The organism is Kitasatospora sp. NPDC093102 (assembly GCF_040683915.1).
In the GTDB taxonomy this organism is placed as follows: domain Bacteria; phylum Actinomycetota; class Actinomycetes; order Streptomycetales; family Streptomycetaceae; genus Kitasatospora.
Genome location: NZ_JBFBFA010000040.1, coordinates 22,242 through 45,676 on the forward strand (window position 1 = coordinate 22,242; position 23,435 = coordinate 45,676).

Consider the following 23,435-nt stretch of genomic DNA (forward strand, 5'->3'; position numbering starts at 1 on the left):
AGTTGTCAATTCAGGGCGGCTTCATGCTCCGGACGTCGGGTCCGATGAAGAACTTCGCGATCACGATCAGTGCGCCCAACTGAGCCAGTACATAGGCGATCTGTGCGGAGAAACCCCGGAGCTGGTAGATCCAGAGCAGCAGTCCGAAGCGGCTGGGCCACAGACGCCGCTCGGCCTGGAAGGTGTCCGCGTCCATGGCGAGGCCGGTGAGGGTCAGCACCAGAAGCATTTGGCAGGTGGCGATGGCCACGTTGCCGAGCGGCTGGTCGGTGATGAGGTCGCCCAGGGTCCCCATGACGATCAGCAGGGTGTAGACGGCGACCAGGCTCAAGGCGCGTGCCGGCCCGCGGCGTCCGGGCAGCAGGCGCCAGAGCCCTCCCAGTACCAGGCCCGCGCCTGCCGAGGCGAGCTCCAAGGTCAAGAACAGCCTGACCATGTTGGGTGCCCCGAAGGAGTCCTGCGCGGTGTACATCCACTGAGCCTGCTCCGCCCGGTAGGAGAACCAGAGAATGACGAGAGTGCCCGGAAGACCGAAGGCGGCCGCCAACAGGGCGGCCCGGCGAGCGTTCTCCCACCACCTGGCGTGTGGGCCCCAGCTCAGGGCGACGTCCATGATCGTGTACTGGCCGGGTAGCCAGGCCCGTGCCGTGCCGGCGGCTCCGGTCGGCGATCGCCAGCGGTGCAGCCCGCTCAGCTCCCGTTCCATCGCGTGCCGTTCCTTCTCCGCCGCATGTCGGCCCGCGGCTCCCTCACCCTTCCCCATGTCACGGAGCTCGTCGGTCAGCTCCCGGTAGCGGCGGGCACGCGCGATGAGGCCGGAGCGGCTCGCCTCCGTGATCGCTTCGCTCAGCCTCGGAGTGTCCCCGCTTCCCTCAAGGTGATGGGCCAGGACCGCCCACCGCTTCCCGACCGCCAACAGGGCGTAGACCCCGGCGATGTCCAGGACGAGCCAGAGGACAGCCGCGGCCTGGCTGCCCGCGAACGAGCCCTGGTGGTAGGCGACCACGACGGCGAAGAACACGGCGAGCAGGAGGCGGTCCAGCCGGGTGGGATACGCGAGCGGCACGGGGAACGCCAAGTCCCTGGCCCGGAGCAGGGCCACGATGGCCATGCCGGTCAGCACCCAGGTCCAGGAGGCGCACCATGAGGGGATCTGGGTCGCGTAGGACACCAGACGCCCGTTCAGGAAGGACCGGTGCAGCCAACCGTACTCCGGCACCGCCCGGTCGCTCAGCCAGCTGGCCCGCTCCCACCCGCGGGCCTGGGTCCACCACTGCCACCCCAGCAGAAGGAGGGTGACCACGGCAAGTCCCGATCCGACGCGGCGCAGCCGAAAGGGTGGCGTCGGTGGCCGGATCAGCCCGCCCTCACACGCGAGCCGCCAGATCCACAGCGCCAGGCCGGTCAGCCACAGCCACAGGAGCGCCGCGGTCATGGCCACCAGTGGGGCGAAGCCGTGGACGGGCCCGGTTCCGGAGAAGGAGAGGTTCTGGGGGAGACCGAACAGGGACGGCCAGGTGGCTACCAGGGCGCCGGCCGCCGCCACCAGCGAGGCGGCCAGCAGCACCGACCACTTCGGACGGGCGGTGACCGTCAACGCCCAGCCGACCAGAATCCCGATCAGGATCATCCGAGGTTGGTCGAGGAGCGCGTACTGCGGTAGCAGGAACGTCAGGATGATGACGGCGCTGACCACACCCCACTGCAGCAGGACCGTGCTGCTGCGGATCTCGAGCACGGTGGCCTCGGCGTGGACCGGCCGGCGGCGGGCTCGCAGAGCGGCCACCGTGACGACGGCGGAGATGACCACCCACCAGGTGGCCTGCCCGATCTTGTTGCTGACGAGCAACGGCGCATTGTTGCTGCTGACCGCCGCCCATGCGCGTTGCCATGGGGGAGCCACCCGAACCGTCAGCAAGGGGCTCGGCCCCTGAGGCGGGTCGGGGTCGAGCCACGCCATGCTCCCGTTGCCGGCGGTCGAGGGATCGGGCGCCACGCTGGATGCCTCCAGGCCGCCCAGGTCGACCATGACCGAGTTCCAGCGGGCCCCCGCCAGAGCCGTCGGCGGAACGAGGGACAGGTCCCACTGGCCGGGCTGCACATCGACTTCCCACGGCCCGACGAGGAACGTGCCGCCATGGTCGAACCAGAAGATCGTTGGGTACTCGACCTTGACCACGCCAGGCTCGGTGCTCACCGCCGGGTTGGACGAGCGCCACTCGTACGGGCGCAGGTACTGCTCCGGGGGCCGCCCCGACTCCTGCTCGTCGCGCAGGAGGCAGTGCATCGCGTCGCGGTAGGCAACAGAACTCTTCTGCAGCAGCAGGCCATCGGCGTACTGCCAGGACCTGGGTACGCGGACGGTCATGACTCCGCGGCCCTCGGCCGTGTTGTGGGTGTGGTTGGCGAGTCTGAGTTCGACGTCCACCTGGGCCGCAGTCAACTGCTCCGCATGGCAGTCGCTCACGGACGGGGAATCCGCTCGGGCGGACTGTCCACCCCAGAAAATCAGGAGAACCAGCAACGGCACGGCGCACGGTCCCCACCGGTACACCGCGGTGCTGCGGACTCCTGAGCTGCAACCGTGCGACGGCGGCGAGGTGTTCGTGTTCACCTCGCCGCCATCCTCGTTCTTCAACGCGGTGTGCTCCCCGGGCACCCGCTGATCGGACTGCACTGCAGGATCACGTGGTAGGCGTGGCTCTCGACCTCATCGCTGCCGCGTCCGGTCTTCACGAACCGCCACTGCGAGGGCTTGGTGTGACCGGTCGCGTCCGCCTTGTCGACCCGGATCTGGAGCGTGCGTGCCGCGAGGTCATGGGTCTCGACCAGGACCTCGTCGCACGCGACGGGAAAGTGCTCGTGCAGCAGGCACAGGCCGAAACGGTCGAGATTTCCGTGCTTTTCCAGCACATCCACTAGATCGCGCACGAACTGGCTGTCCTGCGGACCCAGTCCCTTGGCCTCCTCGAACTTCGGAAGTGGCTGCCCGGGAGTGGCCGTCGGATTTCCCATGGAGTGCTCCTCAATGTCATCTGAGTGGCTTTCGGAAGCGTAGGTGGGGCGACAAACGGCTACAAGCCGACACCCCGGAGGATGGCCGGCAACCCGGCGGACGCTTTCGTGGTGCCTGCCAGAGGGCGTTCTGCGAGAGTGCAGCGGATCGCCCCTGTGGCTACTGAACCTGAAGGTCACGTCACCGGGTGCCCCCATCGGACCCGAGGTGAGCAGGAGAAGATCGACATGCCCGTAGCAGACGCCGGGGCAGCAGTACTGATCGTCGGTGGCGGGCCAGTCGGGCTCACCGCCCGAGCGCTGCTGGAGCGCTGGGGCGTGCGGGTACTGCTGGTCGAGAAACACCGCGAACTGTCGCCCTTTCCACGGTCCCGGCTGGTCAACGTGCGCTCGATGGAGATCTACCGCCAACTCGGGCTCGCCGCCGAGATCACGGCCAACGCGTTCGCACCGGAATACGGCCGCATCCGCTTCCGCGACACCCTGTGCGACCGTGACTTCGCCGCAGCGGCGATGGTCGGGGTCGACGCGCCGGTACCCGAGAGCCCCCTGACCGGCGTGGTCACCTCACAGGACCGGTTGGAACCCACCCTGCTCGCAGCAGCAGACGCACCGGTGCGCTTCGGGACCGAGCTCACCGACCTGGCCGAGGAAACCGACGGCGTCGTGGCTCTGCTCGTCGACCACCGACGCGGTGAGGAGACCCGCGTCCGCGCCCGTTATGTCATCGCCGCCGACGGCGCGACCTCCACCGTCCGACAACTGCTGGGAATCGACACCACCGGCCCCGGAGCGATGGGGGGCTTCACCACGGTCGTGTTCGACGCCGGCCTCGACCGCTGGTGCGCCCACCAGCCCGCCGGCGTCTACTTCACCGCGCACGGCCTGTTCGGCCCGCTCTACCCCGAAGGGGGCTGGGCCTGGTTCGTTCCCACGCCCGAAGACGCTGCACACGCCGACTGGCCCGGCCTCCTCGCGCGCGCCATCAGCCCCGGCGTCGGGGTCCGAGCCGACGTCTCGCGGGTTCAGCACTGGGTGATGAACGCGTTCGTCGCCGAGCGCTTCCGCCACGGCCGGATCCTGCTCGCCGGTGATGCCGCGCACGCGGTCCCCATCGTCGGCGGCCTGGGCATGAACGCCGGCATCGCCGATGTGCACAACCTGTGCTGGAAGCTGGCGGGCGTTCTCCACGGTTGGGCCGGACCGAGCCTGCTGGGAAGCTACGAGACGGAGCGGCAACCCGTCGCCCGGCAGACCCTCCGCCAAGCGGTGGAGAACACCCGGCTTCTGCTCCAGGTGCAGAACCGACGCCGCGAGCAGCGCCGAACCAGCGAAGAGGCGTCGATCCATGTCGAACTTCCCTGGTCGGAGCGGTACTTCGCCCAACTCGGTCTTGTGCTCGGCGTCACCTACCGCTCCGATGCCGTCCTCGCCGACGACAGCACCCCACCCGAACCGTCCGGCACAGGCACGGACTACGTCCCCACCGCAGAGCCGGGCCGTCGCATGCCGCACCTCTGGCTCGCACCCGACCGCTCCACGCTCGACGCTTTCGGCGAATGGTTCACCCTGCTCACCCCGGACCCCACTCGCTGGGAGGGACAAGCCACCGCACCATGGCCCCTGCACATCGAGGCCCTTCCCGGCGAGCACACCGACCTCTGCGGCCTCCGCCCACACGGCGCACTGCTCATCCGACCCGACGGCCACGTCGGCGCCCGCTGGCGCGACCGCCCGCCGAGCGACACCGCCCTCCACCACGCCCTCACCACGATCACCCGCTCGACACCCCGCAATGGGCAGTGAGCGGACCGGACTCCCCAGACCTGCTTGAGGCGTCCCGCTGCCCGCCGCCAGGGTGAAACGACGAGACTCCGCCGTGGAATTCGTTTCGCTACACGGAACGCACTGTCCGCTCACATACAGTGACCAACCGGGTTGCACCCCTTCCGGCATCCCCCGGCGGGCGTCACGCGGTCGTCTCTCTGCTGAGACGGCCGGTCCCGAACCGATCCCGGATCACACCCGCCCGTGCGGCTGGGGACGCGCAGAAGGAACGATGGTCATGAATGCGGGATCCTCTCCGCCGGTCCGGCGGTCGCGTACGGTGTGTCTGGCCGCTGTCGCCGTTGCCGGAGCACTCGGACTGCTCAGCGCGTGCGGCGGATCGTCACAGCCCGGACCCGCCGGCGCGCTGACTCCCGGACCCGGGCAGAGCAGCCTGGCGGGATTTCCCGGCGCCTCCGGAACGGGCGGCACGGTCGCTGTCAGCTCACCACCGGGCACGTCCTCGACCTCACCTGCCGGCGGCCAGTCGTCCGCTCCGGCGGCCGCCAACGCGGTGACGATCAAGAACTTCGCGTTCTCCCCGCCCACACTGACGGTCAAGGCGGGCACGACGGTGACCTGGACCAACACCGACCCCGACGCACACACCGTCACCAGCAAGCAAGGATCGGGCGGGCCACTGCAGTCCGCGGCCCTGGCCACCAACGACACGTACAGCTACACGTTCGCCCAACCCGGCACCTACCCCTACTACTGCACCATCCACCCGTTCATGACCGCCACCGTGGAGGTGACCCCATGACCGAGGACACACACGACTCCGACGGCGGCGGCGACGAGCACGGCATGACCCGCCGGCAGCTCATGCGGCACGCCGCCTGGTTCGGTGGTGCCGTGGTCCTGACAGTCGTCGCAGGAGAGGTGATCAGTCACATCCCCGGATCGACGAACACGGCCCCGGCAAGCAGCGCGGACCTGCATTTCGTACAGATCTCCGACAGCCACATCGGGTTCCAGGGCCCGGCCAACATGGACGTCACCGGGACGTTCGCCGCGGCGATCGACCAGGTCAACTCCCTCGGGTTCCGGCCTGACTTCGTCATGCACAGCGGCGACCTGACGCACCTCTCCACCCCCGCCCAGTTCGACCAGGTCAAGCAGATGCTGTCGCAACTGGACACGGACCGGGTCTTCACCGTGCCGGGCGAGCACGACTCGATCGGAGCCAACGGACCACGCGCCTACCAGCAGACCTTCGGCCAGAACACCATCGGCGACGGCTGGTACAGCTTCGACACCCACGGTGTGCACTTCATCGCGCTGGTCAACACGCTGCACCTGGAGCAACTCGGCCACCTGGGCAACGACCAGATCGACTTCGTGCGCAAGGACATCGCCGGCCTGTCGTCGGACACCCCCATCGTCATCTTCAGTCACATCCCGTTGTTCGCGATGTACCCGACGTGGGGCTGGGGCACCGACGACGCGGTGCAGCTGCTGTCGATGTTCCGCCGCTTCTCCTCGGTCACGTGCCTCAACGGGCACGTCCACCAGCTGTTCAGCAAGACCGAGGGCAACATCAGCTTCCACTCGGCCCGCCCCACCTGCTACCCGTTCCCCCAACCCGGCCAGGGCCCCGCCCCGCTTCCACAGGTGCTGCCCGCCGGGCGCCTCAAGGACGCACTCGGCATCCGCACCGTCAACTACTGGCAGGGCCGCCACGAACTGGCCGTCAAGGACGAAACGCTCGCATGAACACCCGGAGCCTGCCCGCCCTCGCGCTGCGCCTGGCGCTCGCCGCCACGCTCGCGGCGAGCGGATACATCCACGCCCAGCTCTACATCGACGGATACCGCTCCGTCCACGTCATCGGCCCGATGTTCCTGCTGCAGGCCAGCACCGCCTTCGCCGTGGCCGCACTCCTCCTGCTGGCAGCACCCCTGATCCTGCGCACCGCCGCCGCCGCCATCGCCCTCTGCACACTCATCGGGTTCGCCGCATCCCGCACCACCGGATTGTTCGGGTTCTCCGAAAACGGCCTGCAACCCGCCCCACAGGCCCTGCTCAGCCTCATCGCCGAGACACTCACCCTGCTGATCCTCGCGATCTGGCAGGCATCCGAGGCCCGGCGACACCGCCGCGCCCGGCCAACCGGCGGTCAGGGCCGGCACGAAGGCGACCCGGCCCCACCGCCATCCGTTTCCCAGACCCGGCCAGAGCCCCTGCCCCAATCCGCAGGTCATGCCCGGCCGGTCATCGGCAGTGCGGATGCCGAGAGCGCCCGGCGCCTGCCCGCCCTCGCGCTGCGCCTGGCGCTCGCCGCCACGCTCGCGGCGAGCGGATACATCCACGCCCAGCTCTACATCGACGGATACCGCCTCGTCCACGTCATCGGCCCGATGTTCCTGCTGCAGGCCAGCACCGCCTTCGCCGTGGCCGCACTCCTCCTGCTGGCGGCACCCCTGATCCTGCGCATCGCCGCCGCCGCCATCGCCCTCTGCACACTCATCGGGTTCGCCGCATCCCGCACCACCGGATTGTTCGGGTTCTCCGAAAACGGCCTGCAACCCGCCCCACAGGCCCTGCTCAGCCTCATCGCCGAGACACTCACCCTGCTGATCCTCGTGGCCTGGAAGCCCCTGCTGACGGCGGCGGTGAAATCGAGAGCGGCGGCGGCCGAGCACGTGGCGGGCCTCACTCCCCTCGCCGGCCACCGACGGCTCCACAACGTCCTGTGGCTTCTCCTGCCGGTAGCGGTGGTGGCCGGCCTCCTCTGGTACGGCCGGGTACACACCCCCGACTACGAGACCAGCCTTTTCGGGAATCGCGGCCCTGACGCCCAACTGCTGAAAGCCCAACTGGGATCGGCGCTCCTGGGCCTGGCGCTGATCCAGCTGGTCCTCGCCCTGTGGATCTACGGCCGCCTGCCCGCACTACAAACCGCGCCGCACCGGGTCCGTACCACGCACCGCCTCATCGGCCTGACCGCCTTCCTCCTCTCACTGCCCATCGCCCGGCACTGCATCACCGCCTACGGCGTCCAGTTCACCGACACCCGTGTGGCACTGCACTCGCTCACCGGGTGCTTCCTCTACGGGGCCTTCGTCGCCAAGGTCATCGTGGTCCGGCACCGCCGCTGGCCCCGCTGGGCACTCCCCCTGGCCGGCGGCACCCTCGTCACCGCGATCGCCCTGATCTGGTACGCCGCCCCCCTCTGGTACCTGAACGGCCTCCAGGCACCCGGGCTGTGAGCAGAACGTGGGGTGACTCCCCCGCACTGCGCGTGCTTTCCGGCGCACTGGCCTGCGAGAAAAGCCTCTGCCTTGCAGACCTGGACAAGTCCTGCTATCTCAACGGCTGTTGAGCTGACTGCGCGCGGAGGACCCAGAGATCCGGTCAGCCGGCGCCGGACCCGTGCACGGCGTGTTCCCAGAGATCCAGCCCCGCGCGGAGGAGTTCGCGCACGGCCGCGGTCTCCTCGCCCGTCCAGGCTCCCTCGCCGGCGGTCGGTTCGAGGGCTTCGCCGCCGAAGATCTTTTCGTAGGCGCTGTCGTGGACCGGTCCTTGGGAGGGAAGGGGTGGGCCGGCCTTCAGGCTGCGGGCGAGGTCTTCGAAGAGGTTCCACGCCTCCAGCAGCAGTCCCGCCGGGACCGAGCCGAGGTCGGGGTGCTCGACCCACCGCCGTACGTCGCCCAGATCGAGAGTGCCTTCGCCCTCCCAGGTGAGCTCCCAGCCCTTGCGATCACAGTATTCCTGCAGTGGCGTGCGCTCATGGAACGCGAGGAGTCCTCCGCGTTCGTCGACGACGAACTCATCGGGGGCATCGCCCTCTCCGGGCCGCCATATCAGCGTCAAGTCCCCTCTCCTGGTCACGATGCAGTACGGATAGTAGTCAGCCATGCGGGTCTCCCTGATCCCGTGGCGGCACTTGCCGCGTTGGTCATCCTGCCTGCAGTGATCGCCGCGCGCGGTGACTTCGGAGCAGGTGGAGCTGTGGGGTGCGGAGCCGGCTGGTCCGGGGCTGCGGGTCGCCGGGTGTTTCGAGCGGCCGGAGCCGCGGGCCCGGCGGGCCGGGTACAGCGCACACGTGGTGGCTGTCGGGCACCCGGCGGGGCCCTTGGCCGGGCGGACGCGCCCGAGGGCCGAAAGGAACGGCCGTACCTCGGATGTCGTACGGTGGAGACCATGTTTTCCGCAGCGGTTCTCTCGCCGCCCGTCCTCTGAGGCGGGCCGCCATCGACACCGGCGCGTAGGCAGGCCACCGGCCGCGACGCGCTGACTGGTTGTGCCCGCAGACGCGAGACCACGACCATCTGCTCCGTCTGGAGACTCCTTCCGTGTCGAAAACTGCTGTTGCCATGACCCCTGCCCCCGTGGCGGCGCCCCGATCAGTGCGCCGCGGCCTTGCCTGCCTGGCGTTCGCCGGCATCACCTGGGGCACGACCGGAGCCGCCGTGGACGTCGTCTACCGGTCCAGCGACTTCGGGCCCATCGCCGTCTCGTTCTGGCGCTTTCTGACCGGCGTGGCGCTGCTGCTCGCGGCCCGTGCCTTCCGCCCTTCCCGTACCACGCCCGGGACTCGGCAGCCGCTGAGCCGCCGTGTGCTGCTGTTCACGGGCACCGGCGTCGGCTTGGCGGTCTTCCAGACCGCCTACTTCGCCGCCGTGCAGGACACCGGGCTGGCCGTCGGCACCATCGTCGCACTCGGGGCGGCCCCGGTGTTCACCGCCGCCGGTGGACGCCTGTTCCTGGGCGAGCGCATCGGACGCGCCGGGCTGCTCGCGGTCGCCGGCGCGCTGGCCGGCCTCGCGATCCTGGTCCTGGGCAACCAGACCGGTGTCGTCCACCCCGTCGGCGTGGGGCTGGCCCTGCTGTCCGCCGCCGGGTACGCCGTCTCCAACCTCCTGGGCCGGTGGACCGGACGGCACGGCGCCGGAGAGGACCCGTACGCCCTCACGGTGGGGTCGTTCGCCGTCGGTGCGACCGTCATGCTGCCGTTCGCCTGGGGCGAGGGCCTCGTGCCGCACACCGCCCACCTGGGCCACGTCGTGCTGCTGATGCTCTACGTCGCCACCGTCACGACGGCGCTCGCCTACCCGCTGTACTTCGCCGGGGCGGGCGCCGTCCGGGCGGCCACGGCCTCGGTGGTGATGCTCATCGAGCCAGTCAGTGCAGCGGTACTCGCCGTGTTGTTCCTCGGCGAGCGGCTCACCGCGGCCACGGTCATCGGCACGGTGCTGATGCTCACGGCCGTCGCCGGCCTCGCGGCCGCCGAATCGCGACTGGACGCGAAGAGCTGACCGCTCGCACGGTGAGACGACGGCGACGTGGTGCGCCGGGATCAGGTTCCGGCGCACCACACGTACGTCAACGGCCGGGTGGTGCTCTTCGCACACGACGAGGGGGCAGCCGGGCGGTTGCCCCCTCGTCGTGTGCGTCAGTGCGTGGGGGGCCGGGTCACGAGGTCGGACGGGTCGGTGTTCGCCCCGCACAGCACGACGCAGACCTTCTCGCCGCTGCCGGGCCGGTAGCTGCGGCCCGCGCTCGCGGGGCGGGTCGGCAGGTCGTGGTCGTCGGCGTGCTGGTCCGGGGCGGTGAGCGCGGCCAGCGCGGTCGCGGCGCCGTGCTCGACCGCGACACGGCGGTGGTCCCACAGCGCCTGCCGGGCCCGGACGATCCCGTCGTCCGCCACCAGCACGGAGTGCACGCCGTCCTGGCGGGCGGCGTGCAGGGCCATGGCGGAGGCGCGGCGGGCGCCGAGGGAGTCGGCGGCGATCGAGTCCACCGTGACGTCGACCGGGCGGCCGGCCTCGATCGCGGCGTTCAGCGCACGGCAGTTCTCCGGCTCCACCGCCACGGTGCGGATGCCGTGGTGCTGGGCGGCGGTGGCGACGCCGGTGAACAGGCCGCCGCCGCCGACCGCGACCACCACGGTGTCCAGGCCGGGGATCTGCTGGTGGATCTCCTCCAGCAGGGTGCCGGCCCCGGCGGCGATCAGCGGGTGGTCGTAGGCGTGGGAGGCGAGCGCGCCGGTGGCGGCGGCGAACTCGTCGCAGGCCGCGAGCGCCTCGGCGTACTCCGCGCCGACCAGCCGGACCTCGGCACCGTAGCCGTGGAGCTTGGCCACCTTCACCGCCGGAGCGGTCTCGGGCAGGAAGACGGTCGCCCGGACGCCCTGCTGCTGGGCGGCCCAGGCGCACGCCAGGCCGGCGTTGCCGCCCGAGGCGATCGTCACCCCGGCGTCGGGCAGGGTGGTGGCGTCGCGGTGGGCCTGGATGAAGTTCTGCGCGCCGCGGGCCTTGAACGAGCCGGTGTGCTGCATGAACTCCATGGCCAGCCACACCTCGCACGGCTCGACCTCACGGTCGTCCAGGGGGTCGCGGCGGGCCGTGCGGATCGCGCCCGGGTCGACCCGGGCCAGGGCGACGGGGCGGATGCGTCCGGCGGTGCGGTCGGTGGCGGCCTTGATGTCGCCGTACGTGAGCTGGTGCACGTCGTTGCTCCTGCGATGAGTCGGTCACGACCGGGCGATGAGCCGGCCGGTGGTGGTCCGGCCGAGGAGGAACGCGAGGACGGTCCGGCGGCCGGTGGGGTCGGGCGCGACCGCATGGAAATTCGCGGGGTCGCACAGCAGCCCGTCGCCGGGCTGCGGGGTCAGGTCGACGCGCCCGGGCGCGTCCCGATCCTCTGCCAGGCCGCCCGGGCACCCTCCGCGTCGCGCCGGTACCGGCCCGGGGTCCAGCCCGCCGTCCTGATCGCGGCAGGCGTTGAGGGCCGGGCCGCAGCGCACGATCCGGGTGGGCACCCGGGCCGGGTCGTGGTCGGCGGCGGGCCGCCGGTCCAGCGCGGCCATCACCGCCCGGCAGGTGTCCGGGGCAAGGAAGTCGGGAACGCGGACGGCCGCCAGGGCGCCGGCCGGGTGCCGGTCGGTGAGGGCCGTGCTGTCCACCGCAGCGGACAGCAGATCGAGTGCCGCGGTGCGGGGCATGTCGCCTCCGTAAGGAGTCGGGGACCTACCGTGACGGTACGCTGTACCGTACGCTCGCTCGCATGCCGAGGCAATCCACTTCCCTGGACCGGGCGACTCCCGAACGGATCGCCGAGCAAGCCCTGTTGATCGTGGATCAGGACGGGCACACCGCGCTCAGCTTCCGCACCCTCGCGTCCGCGCTGGACATCTCCGTCGCGTCCCTCCAGCGCCGCTGCACCGACCTGGCCGGCCTGCTCGACCTGGTCACCGACCACCTCGCCGCCCGCCTGCCCGAGACCGAGCCGGGCACCGCCTGGGCGAGCGTGACGGAGGCACGGTTCGTCGCGCTGTACGAGCTGCTGACGGACCATCCGGGCCTGATCGCCCTGCGCGGCGACCGGCCCTGGCTCGGCCCGCAGCTGCTCAGGCGCCTGGTGGAGCCACAGCTCGCCGACTCCCTGGCCGCCGGGATGGCCCCCGAGGAGGCGATCGTCACCTTCCGGCGGCTGTACCTGCTGACCCTGGGCAGCGCGAGCTTCGTCAACCACCGCGACCCCAAGGCCGCCCAGAGCGCCACCCGGCGCGCGCTGGCCACGCTCGACCCCGAGGAGTTCCCGGTCCTCACCGGGCAGCTCGGCGCGGTCCTGCCCGCCGTGGCCGACCACGAGGTCTACTTCGGCGCGCTCCGCCAGCTCATCCACGCCGCCGACCCTGCCCGGGCCGCCGCGGTTCCCGGACCGGCGCCCGAGGGGAAGTAGATCAGCGTGGACAGCGCCCTCGCCGCCTAACGCGGCCGCTTGCCCGATGCTCCGGCGGCGCGGTGACACAGCTCGGCGAGAGAGCCCGCGAGTCGGCCGCCGTACGCGCGGGCGGCGGCGCAGGGATCCGCGCCGGCTTCAGCGGCCCAGCCCTCGGACGGCCGAACGGCACCGGGAGCGGGCAGCGGTCGGGGGTGGGCGGCCGGGGAGTCCGGTCGCCGCCCCGAGCCGGGCACCGGCGTGCGCCCTGCCCGAGGTCCGCCTCCGCCCGGGTCGGCGGCCGGGGCCTCCTGTTCGTCCGCGGGCCCGGCGTCCGGCGCGGGGACGGACTCTCCGCCCACGGGCTCCGACGGGTGCGGCACAGGGCCCGGAGCCGGGGAGGTCGACCGCGCGGAGAGCGCCAGGGCTCCCACGAGGGCCGGTGCGACCGGCTGGTCGTCGGGTACCGATCGCGGGCCCGTCCCGAGGGGGGCCGACGGGCCGGCGTCCGCCGCTCCCGAGAGCAATGCCGTCGCCAGGACGACCGCGATGACGGTGCCGCGCCCGAACGCCCGGGCCGGGGACGGGCAGACGGACGGGCGCCCGGCGACGGGGACCGCCGAGGGCGCGGACGCCGGCAGCTGCACCCGACGCCGACAGACCTCCGCGTTGCGCGACGCCGCCCACTGCTCCGACGCACCCAGGCCCGCCCACGCGGTGGCGGCCACGGTGAACAGGTCGGCCGCCCGCCCGGGGTCTCCGCCGACCGCCGCGACGTACGCCCGCACCTCCTGCGCGCGCAGCGCCTCCGGATGCAGGGCACCGCGCTCCAGGGCGACGTGATGGTGGAGCTCCTCGGCCAGGCGGGTTGCGAGGGCCGTGTCCCCGGCTTCCATGGCGCCCCGGATCCGGGCCACCCGGGGGGCGTAGGCGGCCGGCAGCGTCTCGTCGGCCGTCCTTGACGGCGTGTCGGTCGTATCGGTCATGGCGCCCCTTGCCGTGTTCTCCGGACGATGATGGATCACGTCACCTATACCGGTCAGAGCCACCGGTGGCCGGTCTGCGGTCAGCCGATCGAGTGAAACCATCGCCGACCGATCGGAGGAGGTCGTCCGACCTTCGGGCCGCCCCGGTCGGCCCGGCTACTGGCTGGCTACTGGCCGACGCACCCGTAGCGTCGCCGCGCCGGAATCGCCGCTTCGAGTGACAGCAACACGTGGTTGGTTTGATCAGGCCGCGATGAGTTCATGCAGGCGCTCGGCTGGGGTTTGCCAGCCGGGAGTTTCGCGTGGGCGGCCGTTGAGTTCGGCGGCGGTCGTGCGCACCGCGGCACTCCTGGAGCTGTGCCACCCGGCGCTCGCACCGAGCTGCCCGTGACGCCCCCGGGCCCGGACGGCCACGGCGGAAGGTCCGCACGTGTGCGTTCCGCCGTCGATCATTGACGGGCGTCGCACCAAGGAGCGTCGATGGGCACACGGACGACATCGCCCCTGACGGCAAGACCCGCGCGTGCGGGGCCGACGACCGGGCGGTCGAGCGTCGTCGAACGCCGCCGCTCCGACGCCGGCGCCGCGCTGCGGAGCGCCGGTTCGGGCAAACGGTCATCGTGTCGCCTCCGCGCCTGCCACGATGGGCGACATGCCGCAGGAAGAGCCGGACCCGTGCGCCACGTCCCGCGTGGAGAACCTCCTTGCCGACGGGGCCACTGTCAGCGGCCCGGTGGTGCAGGCCGGGACCGTGCACGGCGGTGTGCACGTCCACTCGACGGTGCGGCCGGTGCGGCCGGCCGGCGCCGAGACGGTGGAGGTCCTGGCCGAGTACTGCGATCCGGTCACCCAGTGGGTGGTGATCCCCGCGGACGCGGAGGTGGACGACCTTCCGGTGCGGTTGCCGGGACAGCCCAAGGGCGGGGAGGACGTGCTCGGTTGGGCGCGCGGGCACGGTGGCGCGGACTTCGAGAGCACCGTGCTGTCCGTCACCGTGACCAACCGTTCGGACGCCCACCTCACCCTGCGCGACCTGCGGGCCGACGTCCTCGACCGCGTCGAGCCGTTCCGCGGGGCGATGGTCCAACTGCAGCCCGCGGGGTCCCGTAACGTCCCCGAGTTGGAACTCGACCTCGACCAGGAGCGCCCGCTGCTCTGGGAGGTGGACGAGTTCACCCGCCAACGGGTCGGTGCTCGCCCGTTCCTGGAACGAACTCACGTCCGGCTGACTCCGGACGAGTCCGAACGCTTCATCATCACCGCACAGATCCGCCGTTCCTGCTGCGAGTGGCAACTGGTCCTGGCCTTCCGTGCGGACGACGGCGCCGAGTTCACCGTCCGCCCGGAGCGGCGCTTCCGGACCACGGGGCTTCCGGTGACCGGGCTCGCCCCCGTCCTGGCCTGGCAGTGGGCCGACGAACCGCCGGTGTTCAAGGCCTCCACGGCCTGGCTCGACTGGTGCAGCCCCGGCAATCCGGAACCGGAACTCCCAGAGGCCCCCCGCGAGTTGCGCAAGCTGGCCGGGCGCTTCGGGCCGCACCTGACGCATTTCCTCAGCACGGGCACCAAAGGCCCGGAACAGCAGCTCAGGCTCGCCGCGGCGCTGCCCGCCGTACGGCTCGCCGTCGACCTCGTGAAGGCCGAGCGCAAGAACCGGCAGGAGCACGCCGCCCGCCTCGCCGCCGAGCTGCGCGGGCGGTTCCCGCAGGCGATCGTGGAGCAGGCTTTCACCGTCGCGCTGCTTGCCGCGGGCCTCACCCACGGGATCCCTCCCGCCCACCGGGAGCAACTCGCCGCCTATCTGACGCACACCCCCGCCGCCCACGTCCTTCGGCCGATGATCGCCGCCGTCGCGCGGCGGTCGTAGGGACCGTTCCGGGGGTGCCTTCGTCGCCCCGGCCGGAGTCGGCCAGGAAGGCGTCGGTGATCGTGCCCGCCATCGGGGAACCTCTGCGGTACCGCACAGGGCGTCAACCGCGATGCCGCGGAGCAGCCCGTCCCGGTGGCAGAGCGAACTCCCGGTACTCGCCCTCCGTGATCCCCCGGGTGGCATCGCTCCGCCCGCCGGCCCAGGTACGCCGCTGGTGTCGGTGGTGACGCCGCTCATGGCGTCCGTCACCTCGCCGGGGCTCATGCCGAAGCACAGGGCCCGGCCCGAACCGTCCGGATGACAAGGCTGTGAGCCGTCACAGGTGCAGGAACAGGTCCTGGAGGGGTGCGGGGACCTGCTCCGGGTCGAGGGCCTCGGTCAGGAGGCGGCCGTAGCGGATCTTGCGTCCCTTCTTCGTGCCGAGGAAGCGCCGCATCCGCCGGTGCGGCGGCCGGTCCTGCTGGGCGGGCTGACGCACGAAGGTCTGCCAGGCCGGGAGGTCTCCCCCGGCCCGCAGGATCTCCTCGACCCGTGGCACGCCCAGCGCGCGGATGAGTTCGTCCTCCAGGTCCGCCGCGCACACGAAGAACCCGTCGCGCGGCGCGCCGGCCCGTTCGAGACCGCGCTCGTAGAAGCCCCGTTCGCCCTCGTCGCACAGCCCGGCGAGGCGCAGGCCCAGCCCCGTGGGCCCGAGCAGTCCGGCGAAGCGGCCGACGTTCATAGCCCCGCCCATCGGGACGACGCACACCCCCTCGGCGGCCAGGTCCCGGCCGTGGCGTGCGGCCAGGGTCTCGACGGCCGCGAGGTCGCTCGGTCCTTCCAGCAGCACCGCCGTCCGTACCCGCAGCCGCCCGGCCAGCTCACTCGCCGGCGCGCCGGGTTCTCCCGCCGCCCAGCCGATGACCGCCTCCCGGAACGCCCGCATGTCTGCCATGGGGGCGATTCTGCCCCGCCCGGGCCGGCACGGCGCGGGATTTTCACCGCCCGCTCGGCGAGGTGGAGCACGGGCCACCCGCACTGGCCGCCACGGCAGGCGCGGGGCAGCGGATGCCGGCCGTGGGTCAGTGTCGGAAGTGCGCTCGGAACTACTTGGGGGCGGCGGTCATGGAGGTGACCGCGTCCGCCACGCTGGACCGGTAGAGGCCCATCTTGGGGTTCAGGACTCGTGCGCCGCTGTCGAGCGGGAAGTTGCGGGTGTTCGCGAGCGGCATGTTGGTGCCGTCCTGGTCGACCAGCACGTTGATTTCGTTGATGCCGGGGACGGTGCCGGTGGTGGCGCCGCTCGGGTCGAGGTCGATCACCGCGTAGGCCTTCTGGCCCGCCGGGACCGGGAAGCGCGAGGTGCCGCTGGCGAGCACCGGCTTGATGTTCTTGCTCTGGTCGGGAGAGGTGGAGTTGCCCAGGTCGACACCCGGGGAGGAGCTCAGGCTGCAGGCGTTCGCGCCGGTGTTGCGCACCTCGATCACCCACTGGCTGGGCGCCCCGGCGCGGGCCGTCGCCTGGATCGCGAGGTTCTGGATGTCGCAGGGGTGGTCGGCGCCGGAACCGGCACTCCCGCCGCCGGGCCGGGTACCGCCCGACGGGCTCGCGCCGGACGGCTTCTGCGCGGCAGGGTGCGATGCCGTTCCCGTGCCCGGTGCGCCCGCCGACGGGGCTCCGGTGGCCGGGCTGCCCGCCGTCGAGGGCGAAACGGCCACCGTGGCGGGCGCGGAGGCCGCCGAACCGCCGGCCGAGTCGGAGTTCTCCGGCCCGCAGGCGGTCAACGCGAGCCCCGCACCGACGACCAGGACGGCGGAGGCGAACAGCGGGCGACGGTGGTGGCGGACGGACATGGTGGCTCCCCGAGGCGGTGTGCGCTGAGTGCGTGGACACCTCAGATGACGGTCTGCCAACGGCATTCGGTGGCATGAACGGCGTCACAATCGTCAGGACATGACAGGCACGGGACTGTGACACTCGGTCGGGTGCAAAACGGTTGACACAGCGTCTCCCCCAGGCTCGCCGTAGAGGCCGAACTGCCACCCACGCGACCGCACCCGATAGCGGTGCCCGGGATCCGGCAACCGGCCTCGATCAGCCGCAGGGCAAGCCGGTCGGCTGTCCACCCGGACGAGCCAGCGTGAACAGGTCACGCCTGACCTGTGGCATCTATCAGCGGTTTACATGAGTCTTTTATGTTCTCCACGCCGACCGCAGAGACGGCTCAGCACGAAATTTCACGATCGTCTGAGGTCATCAGCCTCCACTGGCCCGGACGAGCCTCAAGAGCCGCCGCCCAGTCCCCCGGAAGCCCGTCGCCCACACGCGCCGGCCTGGCGGCATGTCGGGGTGACTGGTGAGGTGCACAACGACAACAAGGGTTCGCCTCGGAACTTGATCCAGGCGGGAAACGTCCGCGACATCTATCCGGGCTCCGCTACGCCTCCCCCGGCCGCCGGTCGGCCTCCGCCGACGCCGAGCGATGCCCTGGACGGACTGGCTCACGGCGACGGTGTACGCCCCCAAGAACGCCGATCCTCGTGAGCTGCTCGATGCGACGCGGCTTCGTCGTTCCGCCCGGCATGGTGATGGAGAACTGCCAGGTTGCAGCGGGCCACGAGCGTCATGGGGTGGTCGCCGCCCTGGAGTCGCTCGAAATCGGCGGCGACCTGGGGCCGAGGGCGATGGCGTCGTCCAGCTGCCCGGCCCGGAAATGGACGACCGCGAGGCTCCCACGGATCGTGTCCAACGGCGTTCACGGGCCCGGCCCGGCTACCCGAAACCCTTCCCGGATTTTCCGCGGAAAATCAGCGGGTAGTCGTCTCCCGGCCATCGCTGCGGGCCCATGGCACCCACCACACACCCCGTGCTTCCGTCGTCGCACCGCTCACGGCATTCGACCGCTGGTGCTGCTGGAAGCCTCAACGTCCTCTTCGCCGGGCCAACGCCCCTCTATGTGCAGCTGGATGAGTGCGGCGTGGGAGAGCGGGCTGCCGGGGTCGGTGACGTCCCCGTTGGTGGTGTAGTCCAGGAGTACGACGTCGTCCTTGTTCCTGATCAGCTCGACCAGGTCGGCGACGCGATGCTCGAGGATCCAGCGGTAGGCCGGCAGGTAGATCCGGCGTCGGGCCGCCTCATAGGGCAGCAGCCGGTCGCCGTGCAGGCCGGTTCGGTGGCCTCGGACGGGACCGTATCGACGGACCGTCCGTTTCAGGCCTTTCATCGTGGTGACCCCGAGCTTCGCGGGATCGACGTCGAAGTCCTGGAAGACCTTGAGGGATTGCCAGATCCCTTCCACCGACTGGCTGGTCACACCGTCGCTGTAGGGCACCGGGATGCCGCCGTGCGGATAGAACGGGCTCAACCGCACCCACGGGTCCGGTGCCTTGGAGGTGACATCGATGATCTCCGCACCGGGGAACGCGGCGGTCAGTGACGTCATCGCACGGCGACGGCTGGCAATACGGATCGACACCTGAAGGACCCCTGGCTTGACGACATCAGCCACTCAGCATCCACGACGGCACTGACAACCCACCTCGCCCGTGGAACCGGCAGCGCTCCGGCCACTCCGCACACCGGACCAGCCCGGGCCCACGCCCGGAAATTTTCCGCAGAAAATTCGTGTCCACCAAGAGTTGCCCGGGCCGGGCGGCACCACAGCCCGGCACAGTCCGATCTGCTGCTCGACCGGCCCGTGTCATCGGCCCAGTTGCAACCGCCAGGATCCGCGGAATTTTCCGCGGAAAATCGGTCGGCCTGGGCGGGACCGGTGACGCCTGGCCCAAGGAGAGCAGGATCGCATGCGACCGCCTCGGGCGGGGCTCACACCGCATCCTGCGAACGGTGTCAGCGCTGCTGCCTAGAGTTCGCAGACGTGAGATCACCTGAAGAGCTGGACACGATCGACTGGCCGTCCCTGGGACACGCCTGCGGCAATGGCAGCGACGTCCCCGGCTGGATACGCGCCCTGTACTCCGACGACCGGGACCAGGCGCACACCGCCGTCGTCGAGTTCTTCGGCCGAGCACTGGACGAGGGGTCGGTGTCATCGGCCGCCGTAGCGGCTGTCCCCTTCCTCGCTCACGCAGCCATGCACACCCTCCACGAACGGGAAGCCGTGCTCGCGGCTCTGGCCGGGTGCGGGGGCACCGGCGCGGAGCCGGCGTACGACGACGAGGTGCAAGGGTGCGCCCGAATCGCCGCCGAGGTGACAGGGCTGCTGCACCTGCTGCGCGACGGCGACCCACTGGTGCGCCGCACCATGGTGCGCGTCGCCCGCCGTGCCACCGGCGAGACCGTCCCCGCAGTGCTGCGCGAGCTGGCTACCTGCTACGCGTCCGATCCGGACACTGCCGTCCGCGCCGAGGCGCTCACTGTCCTGACGCTGCTCGACCCGGACGAGGACACCGCCCACCGCCGTCTCCGGTCAGCCCTGACGGACCCCCGGTACCGGCCGTCCGCGCCGCCGCCGCTCTGGCTCTGCTGGAACGCTCCGAGGCGCCGTACCCTGCCGACGTGGTCGCCGTCCTGGCCGAGGCCGGAGGCGACCCCGGGTTCGACGTCGGCACCCATGAGTTCGCCCCGGGAATCGGTACCGCCGACGAACGCGCCTGGATCCTGACCGAGGACGCGGACGCCCTCGCGGCAGTGGCCCGCGGCTGGATCGCCCGAGGGGACCACCAGGGCCGCGGCACGCGCCGAGCCCGCCACCTGTCCGCGATGTGGCGCGACCGCGAGGACGAGACCGTCAGCCTGCTCACCGCCGCCCTCCCCCACGAGCACGCCCTCTGGGACCTCGGCACCCTGCTCGACACGATCTCCCAGGACCTGCTCGGGGCCTCGCGTCCCGACCCGGCGCTCGGCGACAACCTCCTCCCCCACGTCCACACCGACACCCTCGCCGCCCGCCAGGCCCAGACGATCCTCGGTCAGCTCGGCGATCCGCGCCTCCTCACCGACGTCCCTGAGCCGGCCCCGGAGGCACTGGCCGCACTCGCCGTCCGTACCCGTAACCCCGAGCATCAGCGCCTCGCCCTGCGACACCCCGACGGCACCCACTTGGACGGCCTCTACACTGCCCTCTCCGCAGCGGAGGCCCGCATCCATCTGCCGGACCTCACACAGCTGCTGCACCACCACCCCACCCGGACCCTCGTCCACCGCTTCGCCGACTGGACGATCCGGGACACCGAACTCCTCGACCTCCTGGAAGCCCTCCCCCGCACCACCGGCGACGACGACCTCGCCACCGCCGCGGCCGTCACCGCCGCCCACCTCACCGGCGATCCGAAGACCGCCCTGCACCGGCTGACGCCCCGACTCGCGGACAGCGGACGGCAGCTGGAGGAGGCCGGACGCCTGGGCAGCCCAGCCGCTCCCCTGCTGCCTCTGGTCGAGCGCTACCTCGACAGCCGCGACGACTGGACCCGGCTGCACGCCGCCGAGGCCCACTGGCGGATCACCGGCGATCCGTCCGCCGCACTCCCCGTCCTGACCGCACTGGTCAACCCGTCCCTCCCGGTGGGTCTACGTGCGCTCCAGGCACTCCACCGGATCGGTCCGCCCTGTCCGCCCGACCTGCAACCGCACCTGCTGCACTGGGCCACCAGCGAACGCCGTCTGCTGCGCGAGTACGGCACCTGTTTCCCGGCCCAGCGGCACCGTGACGACGAGCTGCGCGAGACGGCACGTCGGATGCTCGGCTGACCTCGCCGCCGGGGAAGGCCCAGCACCGGCGGGGGAGTGGGTCCGGGGTGCCAAGTCGAGTACGGGTACTCATGAAGCGGCCGGCCCCGTCGCGCACGATACGAGCCATGGGGGAACAGCGTTCGGCGGGGTGGTCGGGGACGCGGAGCGGCTCGTGCGTTGGCGGCCTTCGTGGTGGCGGGTGCGGTGGTGTTCGGCGGGGTGAGGGTCATCGGGGCCTGGGAGGGGGATCCGTTCCCGGTGGCCGATCCGGCCGCCGCCGAGCGTCTCGACGACCGGACGCCGGCCGTCTACGACGTGCTCGGCGTGCCGGACGGGCTGATGCTCGATCTGCACCACAGCCTCGGTGTCTGAGCCAACATCTACGACTGCCACGGCCGGGGCTCGCCCACTTCCTCGACAACCTCAAGAACACCGCTCCTCACGAGCCCCGCACGGCCGCGATCAGCGCGGAGGATTTTCCGCGGAAAATTCGGCGCGCCCGGAAGCCGGCGTCACAGGTGAGTGTCGACGGCGATGTGGAATTTTCCGCGGAAAATCGTCTGGCCGCATCCTCGAAGCGACGCTGACGGTCGGTGGACGGAAGGATCCGGGGAAGGCAGCCGGGGGAGTGCGACGCCGAGCGTGGCGTGGTGCGAGTTCCCAGGGAGCGGCAGAGGCACAGGGAAACGCCCCCGCCTCCCCACTCTCGCGGCCGGCCTTGCCCTGCTCTGGAACTCCGGAGTCCTCCAAGCGCACATCAACCGGACCGTCAACCGGTCACGCCGTATCGAGGCCCGTGGAAACCGAGCCAGAGCCCGAGGACACCGGCAGGACCATGCGGGTGTGTCAGAGGCTCACCAACAGGTCCCGGACCGCTGCAGGCTGGGACAGGAACGGGTGGTGGCCGGCATCGAGCTCGACGACGCGGCCGGCGCGGCGGGCGAACTCGCGCTGCAGCCGCGGCGGGGTACCCCGGTCCTGAGCACAGACGAGGTACGTGGAGGGCAGCTGCCGCCATGCGGCCGCCCGGACCGGCTGCCCGGTCACTTGCAGGCTCTGCCGGGCGAGGTGGCCGGCAGCCTGCGTCCGGACCTCAGGGCCGCAGTCCTGCAAGAACGTGTCCACGAGCAACTCCGGTCGGACCCCGAACGTGCCGGTGTCGGGGTCGACGTCGAGGAACGGGGCAGGGTGACCGTCGCCGAACTCCGACAGGCTCTGCCCGACCTCGGGCAGGTAACCGGCGACCAGCAGCAGATGGTGCACCGACCCGACTCCCGCAGCGGCTTCGGCGGTGACGATACCGCCGTAGCTGTGGGCGACCACGACGGTCGGCTCGTCACTCGCCTGCAACACCTGCCGCACCGAGGCGACGTCCTCGGGCAGCCCCGGGCCTCCGACGCCACCGGGCAGGCCCGCCTCGCCGCAGCTCGGCAGCGCCGGGGCCACGCTGGGCACCCCCCGCTCCCGGAGCAGCTCGGCGGCGCGGTGCCACCACCACGATCCGTCCCGCACGCATGCCCCGTGCACGAACACGACTCTCATCGTCACCTCCATGTCGGCCTCGGCGGCTCACGTTCACCACCCGGGGACGTGGGTGCTGTGCGGCGCACCGGCTCCGACCGGATCGGCTCGCCGCGGCGCCGAACCCGCCACCCTTTGATTGCACCGCAGTTCTCCCGGCCACGCGTCTGGTCCGGCATTCAGCCGCGGCCCCCGCACTCGGGGCATCGCCCCAGGCCGTCGCACTCGTAGCACAGCACGTGTCCGGACGTGACGGTTTCGACGGTGCGGATCTGCTCCGGCCACCGGAACTCCTCCGGCTCGCGCAGGGCCATCGCCGGCGTCCGCCCGCTGAACCACGCCTCGGGCGGGGGCACGGGGTCCTCGTCGTTGGCTACGTGGATCTCGATGGTGCAGCCGTTGTCGTGGCGGCCGGTCACCACGATGTGGGGTGTCCGGTCAGAGTTCTCCTGCGAGGCCGTCGTGCTCTGCCGCCAGCCCGCCGACGTGAGCAGGGCGGCCGCGCGGGACGCGATGTCGGCGGCGCCGACATGCGCGCGGCCAACGAGCTTTGGCGCGGGTTCCCGCGGACCTCAATCAAGTCGCCCTCATCACCGACGACCCGCTCCCCGGCCAGTGCGCCGTCGTCGGTGTCGTCGCGGACTGCCACAGCTCCAAGATCCCCCACGGACCGCTGGATGCTCCTGACCTCGTTCCGGGCTCCTACGCTGGAGAACGGCTTCCCGGGACCGCCCGCGGGGGGCAGCCAGTTCTTACCCACCGAGTACTGGGACGCGGCACCTCGACGAGGCGCGGCCCGCTTCCGGGCCGCGGGCAGGGCGGGGGGGGCGGGCACGGGGGGGGGTGGGGTGGGGAACGGGTTTCCCCCGTAGGGGGGT

At 71.5% G+C, this 23,435-nt stretch carries 21 protein-coding genes; 10 read left to right on the top strand and 11 right to left on the bottom strand.

What is annotated here, in order from left to right:
• Nucleotides 1-10: 10 nt before the first annotated feature.
• Both AB0O11_RS31735 and AB0O11_RS31740 read right to left on the bottom strand, forming a co-directional pair.
• Nucleotides 11-2,467: a DUF6185 family protein gene (locus AB0O11_RS31735; RefSeq protein WP_363393890.1), complete on the bottom strand. Its 2,457-nt coding sequence runs from the start codon at nt 2,465-2,467 to the stop codon at nt 11-13.
• A gap of 167 nt (nt 2,468-2,634) precedes the next feature.
• Nucleotides 2,635-3,015 (bottom strand): hypothetical protein, encoded by a 381-nt coding sequence (locus tag AB0O11_RS31740; protein WP_363393892.1) that lies wholly within the window; start codon nt 3,013-3,015, stop codon nt 2,635-2,637.
• 81 nt (nt 3,016-3,096) lie between these two features.
• On the opposite strand from AB0O11_RS31740, the gene AB0O11_RS31745 reads away from it, so the two are divergent.
• The 4 genes from AB0O11_RS31745 to AB0O11_RS31760 all read left to right on the top strand — a co-directional run bounded on the left by AB0O11_RS31745 (nt 3,097) and on the right by AB0O11_RS31760 (nt 8,054).
• A complete protein-coding gene (locus AB0O11_RS31745) occupies nt 3,097-4,821 on the top strand; it encodes an FAD-dependent monooxygenase (protein ID WP_363393894.1) in 1,725 nt (574 codons plus the stop codon).
• Nucleotides 4,822-5,080: 259 nt separating this feature from the next.
• Nucleotides 5,081-5,605: a cupredoxin family copper-binding protein gene (locus AB0O11_RS31750; RefSeq protein ID WP_363393896.1), complete on the top strand. Its 525-nt coding sequence runs from the start codon at nt 5,081-5,083 to the stop codon at nt 5,603-5,605.
• Nucleotides 5,602-6,558, top strand: coding sequence for a metallophosphoesterase (locus tag AB0O11_RS31755; RefSeq protein WP_363393898.1), 957 nt, complete (start codon nt 5,602-5,604; stop codon nt 6,556-6,558). The genes AB0O11_RS31750 and AB0O11_RS31755 overlap by 4 nt, the downstream gene beginning before the upstream one ends.
• The gene (locus AB0O11_RS31760; protein WP_363393900.1) at nt 6,555-8,054 is read left to right on the top strand and encodes a DUF6529 family protein; all 1,500 of its coding nucleotides are present in this window, start codon (nt 6,555-6,557) and stop codon (nt 8,052-8,054) included. Before AB0O11_RS31755 ends, AB0O11_RS31760 begins: the two co-directional genes overlap by 4 nt.
• A gap of 145 nt (nt 8,055-8,199) precedes the next feature.
• Here AB0O11_RS31760 and AB0O11_RS31765 read toward each other — a convergent pair whose 3' ends face one another.
• A complete protein-coding gene (locus AB0O11_RS31765; RefSeq protein WP_363393902.1) occupies nt 8,200-8,703 on the bottom strand; it encodes a hypothetical protein in 504 nt (167 codons plus the stop codon).
• A 458-nt stretch (nt 8,704-9,161) separates the two neighbouring features.
• Between AB0O11_RS31765 and AB0O11_RS31770 the strand changes: the two genes are divergently transcribed.
• Complete coding sequence (locus tag AB0O11_RS31770) at nt 9,162-10,103, top strand: EamA family transporter (protein WP_363393904.1); 942 nt, start codon at nt 9,162-9,164, stop codon at nt 10,101-10,103.
• A gap of 137 nt (nt 10,104-10,240) precedes the next feature.
• Here AB0O11_RS31770 and AB0O11_RS31775 read toward each other — a convergent pair whose 3' ends face one another.
• Both AB0O11_RS31775 and AB0O11_RS31780 read right to left on the bottom strand, forming a co-directional pair.
• Entirely contained in the window at nt 10,241-11,296 is a 1,056-nt protein-coding gene (locus AB0O11_RS31775) for a threonine/serine dehydratase (RefSeq protein ID WP_363393906.1), read from the bottom strand.
• Nucleotides 11,297-11,320: 24 nt separating this feature from the next.
• Nucleotides 11,321-11,791 carry a hypothetical protein gene (locus AB0O11_RS31780; RefSeq protein ID WP_363393908.1) on the bottom strand — a complete coding sequence of 157 codons (471 nt, stop codon included), beginning with the start codon at nt 11,789-11,791 and terminating at the stop codon, nt 11,321-11,323.
• Between the two features lie 62 nt (nt 11,792-11,853).
• Here AB0O11_RS31780 and AB0O11_RS31785 point away from each other — a divergent pair, with 62 nt between their 5' ends.
• Entirely contained in the window at nt 11,854-12,531 is a 678-nt protein-coding gene (locus AB0O11_RS31785; protein ID WP_363393910.1) for a TetR/AcrR family transcriptional regulator, read from the top strand.
• Nucleotides 12,532-12,557: 26 nt separating this feature from the next.
• Here AB0O11_RS31785 and AB0O11_RS31790 read toward each other — a convergent pair whose 3' ends face one another.
• Nucleotides 12,558-13,496: a hypothetical protein gene (locus AB0O11_RS31790; protein ID WP_363393912.1), complete on the bottom strand. Its 939-nt coding sequence runs from the start codon at nt 13,494-13,496 to the stop codon at nt 12,558-12,560.
• Between the two features lie 652 nt (nt 13,497-14,148).
• Between AB0O11_RS31790 and AB0O11_RS31795 the strand changes: the two genes are divergently transcribed.
• Nucleotides 14,149-15,363, top strand: coding sequence for a hypothetical protein (locus AB0O11_RS31795; protein ID WP_363393914.1), 1,215 nt, complete (start codon nt 14,149-14,151; stop codon nt 15,361-15,363).
• 319 nt (nt 15,364-15,682) lie between these two features.
• On the opposite strand, the gene AB0O11_RS31800 is transcribed toward AB0O11_RS31795, so the two are convergent.
• From AB0O11_RS31800 to AB0O11_RS31810, 3 genes are all read right to left on the bottom strand, one after another.
• The gene (locus AB0O11_RS31800) at nt 15,683-16,300 is read right to left on the bottom strand and encodes a TOPRIM nucleotidyl transferase/hydrolase domain-containing protein (RefSeq protein WP_363393916.1); all 618 of its coding nucleotides are present in this window, start codon (nt 16,298-16,300) and stop codon (nt 15,683-15,685) included.
• A 151-nt stretch (nt 16,301-16,451) separates the two neighbouring features.
• The gene (locus AB0O11_RS31805; protein ID WP_363393918.1) at nt 16,452-17,198 is read right to left on the bottom strand and encodes a DUF4232 domain-containing protein; all 747 of its coding nucleotides are present in this window, start codon (nt 17,196-17,198) and stop codon (nt 16,452-16,454) included.
• A gap of 1,034 nt (nt 17,199-18,232) precedes the next feature.
• On the bottom strand, nt 18,233-18,853 hold the full coding sequence (locus tag AB0O11_RS31810) for a hypothetical protein (RefSeq protein WP_363393920.1): 621 nt from the start codon (nt 18,851-18,853) through the stop codon (nt 18,233-18,235).
• Between the two features lie 369 nt (nt 18,854-19,222).
• Between AB0O11_RS31810 and AB0O11_RS31815 the strand changes: the two genes are divergently transcribed.
• The 3 genes from AB0O11_RS31815 (at nt 19,223) to AB0O11_RS31825 (ending at nt 21,408) form a co-directional block, all read left to right on the top strand.
• Nucleotides 19,223-19,969, top strand: a complete 747-nt coding sequence (locus tag AB0O11_RS31815) for a HEAT repeat domain-containing protein (protein ID WP_363393922.1) — start codon at nt 19,223-19,225, stop codon at nt 19,967-19,969.
• Nucleotides 19,864-21,054, top strand: a complete 1,191-nt coding sequence (locus tag AB0O11_RS31820; protein WP_363393924.1) for a hypothetical protein — start codon at nt 19,864-19,866, stop codon at nt 21,052-21,054. The genes AB0O11_RS31815 and AB0O11_RS31820 overlap by 106 nt, the downstream gene beginning before the upstream one ends.
• A 159-nt stretch (nt 21,055-21,213) precedes the next feature.
• The gene (locus AB0O11_RS31825) at nt 21,214-21,408 is read left to right on the top strand and encodes a hypothetical protein (protein WP_363393926.1); all 195 of its coding nucleotides are present in this window, start codon (nt 21,214-21,216) and stop codon (nt 21,406-21,408) included.
• 474 nt (nt 21,409-21,882) lie between these two features.
• Here AB0O11_RS31825 and AB0O11_RS31830 read toward each other — a convergent pair whose 3' ends face one another.
• A complete protein-coding gene (locus tag AB0O11_RS31830; RefSeq protein WP_363393928.1) occupies nt 21,883-22,578 on the bottom strand; it encodes an alpha/beta hydrolase in 696 nt (231 codons plus the stop codon).
• 158 nt (nt 22,579-22,736) lie between these two features.
• Nucleotides 22,737-22,979 carry a hypothetical protein gene (locus AB0O11_RS31835; RefSeq protein ID WP_363393930.1) on the bottom strand — a complete coding sequence of 81 codons (243 nt, stop codon included), beginning with the start codon at nt 22,977-22,979 and terminating at the stop codon, nt 22,737-22,739.
• Between the last annotated feature and the right edge of the window lie 456 nt (nt 22,980-23,435).